Annotated in this window: 2 protein-coding genes and 1 pseudogene; all 3 read right to left on the bottom strand. The window is 37.9% G+C overall.

All coding sequences use genetic code 11. From position 1 onward, the window contains the following. On the bottom strand, window positions 1-879 hold an 879-nt coding region (locus tag AC1DDK_RS26090), incomplete at its 3' end, for a Wzz/FepE/Etk N-terminal domain-containing protein (RefSeq protein WP_477634194.1). A 172-nt stretch (window positions 880-1,051) separates the two neighbouring features. Continuing rightward, window positions 1,052-2,512, bottom strand: a complete 1,461-nt coding sequence (locus AC1DDK_RS26085; protein ID WP_172663228.1) for an O-antigen ligase family protein — start codon at window positions 2,510-2,512, stop codon at window positions 1,052-1,054. 9 nt (window positions 2,513-2,521) lie between these two features. Next, window positions 2,522-2,918: pseudogene (locus AC1DDK_RS26080) on the bottom strand (exopolysaccharide transport family protein); the annotation flags it as partial.

Genomic DNA, 2,918 nt, shown 5'->3' with positions numbered 1-2,918 from the left:
ATCTATCCCTCCTCTTAGCCTCGCATCAATATCTGCTATCGCTCTCTGGTTTGCCTGAATATCCCTTATCGCCTGCGCTTTACGTTCTTCATTTTGTGAGATCTGCGAGTAAACCATTTCCGACTGCTTGTCCAGGTTTAGCACACCGTTCTTCATCTTAAACGATTTCAAAGCCGCATTCTTCTGGTTCATGGCAGCCTCTTTTTTCTTCATCAACGAATCCAAAAGCTCTATAGAGTTATTCTGATTCAGATTAACATCCTCGCCATAGTTGTTAATAAAATTTGTCGCCAGCGTATTTACAACAAAAGTAGATAGCAAGGGGTTCTCCGAAACATAGTATACGTTTACAAAATCACTGTTATCAGGGCGGTATATTTTTAAATTATTGTTAATGCTTTCATCATCATAGCCCATAGAACTAATGATGTCATATAACGGATATTTACCAGAATTATCACTAATGGTAATCACCTGTTTATTCAGCAACCGTTCTCTGTAAAGTCTTACCACTTCATCAATACCGGCCTGCCTTAATGAAGCTACTTGTTTGCTGTAAGGCCTGAATGAAGCTTTCGGACTTTCCAGATCATGGAGTATCAGGTTATAAGAAAGGATACTCATGATCCGCCTCATTTTCATCCGCTCAATGATGTTCGAAAACTGCTGGTTGATCTTAAAAATATCCGCATTCCTATTAGAGTTAACCACAACCTGCTTAGATTGATCCACTAAACCAGTAGCAATCTGAGCCTCAGAACTGTATTGTCTGGGAAGGTTCTTTACCAGAAAATAAGTAATCACCCCCGTTAGTAGAGGTACTAATATCAAAACCCATTTATACTTGCCTAGAAGTCGTAAAAATGCTTTTATGTCCATTATAACTGTTAAATTATATTTCCTATTTAATCTTTCACAAGATATTACTTAATTGAGTCCAATACAAGTTCGTAATTAGACCAAAGCAAAATTTATTTTTTGTCTTTTATCTCCAAAAAAAAGGCGATTATAAAACATATTACACCCGGAATAACAAAAATTTCAAATGGCATTAGCTGGTTAGTTTAGGTTCGTTATTTATTGATGGTAATGGATCTTTTTTATCAAAATACACGCTCTGAAATATAAATGCCAACGATACAGAGGCTACCACTGCCGACGGCATTGAATTGATTACTTCGTTACCATAGCTACAGAAAAAAATACCCGCTGTTGCCGAAAGCAGTGCAATACACTTATACCTAAGCTTTACATTATTAAGTTTCCAGATTATCCCACAGCATTTACCCAGAATATACATCATCATAGAAAACCAAATTGTTAGCCCAACAATGCCATACATTGCCCAAACTTTAACCCAGTAGCTATCAGGTGCTATTGTTGATAAAAATTTATCCTTATTATATTCCCTGCCCCAGGTACCAATTACCCCCAAACCTCCTCCAAAAGGATTATGTTTAAGGTATTCGCCAAGGATCATTTGATTATTAAACCTAACATTCAATGAGGCTTCCTTAGGATTTACAGCACTTCGTAGCCTGTAAATTTCATAACTGCCATTACCTATGGTGGTAAACTTTAAAAACCCGACAAACAATAAAGTGATGATCAAACCATACATTAATACTTTCACGTTCTTTGTCAGGAAAATCAGAAACAACACCCCTACCACCAAAGCAAAAAATGCACCTCTGGTTCCCGAAATCAACATTCCGTAAAAAGATAATCCGGCAGCAATCAGGGCAAGTACCCTTTTCCATGATTTGAACGGAGCTATTGCAAGCACAATAGCAATCAGCACAAAAGATGCCTGCGAAGCACCAAACTGTCCGGAATCACTATAAAAAGAAAACGCTCTTAATCTTCCCCACAACAAATGGGTAACCGCCCCTCCTTCATTTAAAAACCTTTGTTCACCTGGCGACAAGCCAATATGTATCTGCTTAATACCATTCAAAGTTGCCATTAACGACAAGGCAATCAACAATATCAACACCCTGTTTAATTTCTTTTCAGAATCAAACAATAGAAATACCAGGGGGATGATCAGTATAGGAAACAGCGCAGTACTTCTTATCTCCTGTAACCAACCCATCACACTGGCACCGGCAGGATTTATGATCTCAACTACACTAATGATAAACCACATCAGCATTAGTTTGGTMAGCGGGTTATTTAAACGTGTCCAGTCATACCGTTTGTGCTGAATGATCACAGTTATCCAGGTTAGCAATAAAAAAATCTCTATTCCTATACCATAGGCAATGCCACCAACTTCACGCGATAAGATCCCAAATAGAAAGCAATAAACTATCAACACAAGAAGCCCTACAGAGGGCTCCTTAAAAAGACAGATCATAAAAACAACAAATAGTGCTGCCACAATTACCAGTACCGGCCCTATGGGCCCCAGATACGTCAGCAAACTAACTCCTAAAGCAACCAATATCCCCAAAACCGACAAAATAATTGTACGTCGTGTTTGTGATAAGGATGATAAATACTGGTACATAGGTTGTTATTATTTCACTTTGTTAAGAACCCAACCAATAAATCCAGGTTGCCCCTTAATATATGTCAACAGCTCTTTTTGAGGGTCTGATATAGATCTGCCAGATTCAAAAACAGCTAAGTTTAGCTCAGTAAAAAGCAACCACTCTTTGGCTTTGTTAATGTCCTTAAGCCCGTTAACATCTATAATAATCACATCAAACTCGTCTTTTAAAACCTGAAAGCCTTTTCTTAAACTTGTGGTACTCTGGCTCTCCAGTAAAGAAGAATTCGCATCATTCTTATTCAAAATTGTAATCAGATCTTCTGTCTGAATTTCACGTTTCACTAAAAAGGTCTCAAAATCCTGGTTTATGGCCAACGCTTTTGAATCCGATATTACTTTTTTTGTCTCCCCGCCAATTAGC

It is taken from the genome of Pedobacter sp. 05T44 (assembly GCF_056395985.1).
The sequence above is the reverse complement of the archived record's forward strand: the minus strand, read 5'-3'. Positions and strand labels throughout refer to the sequence as shown.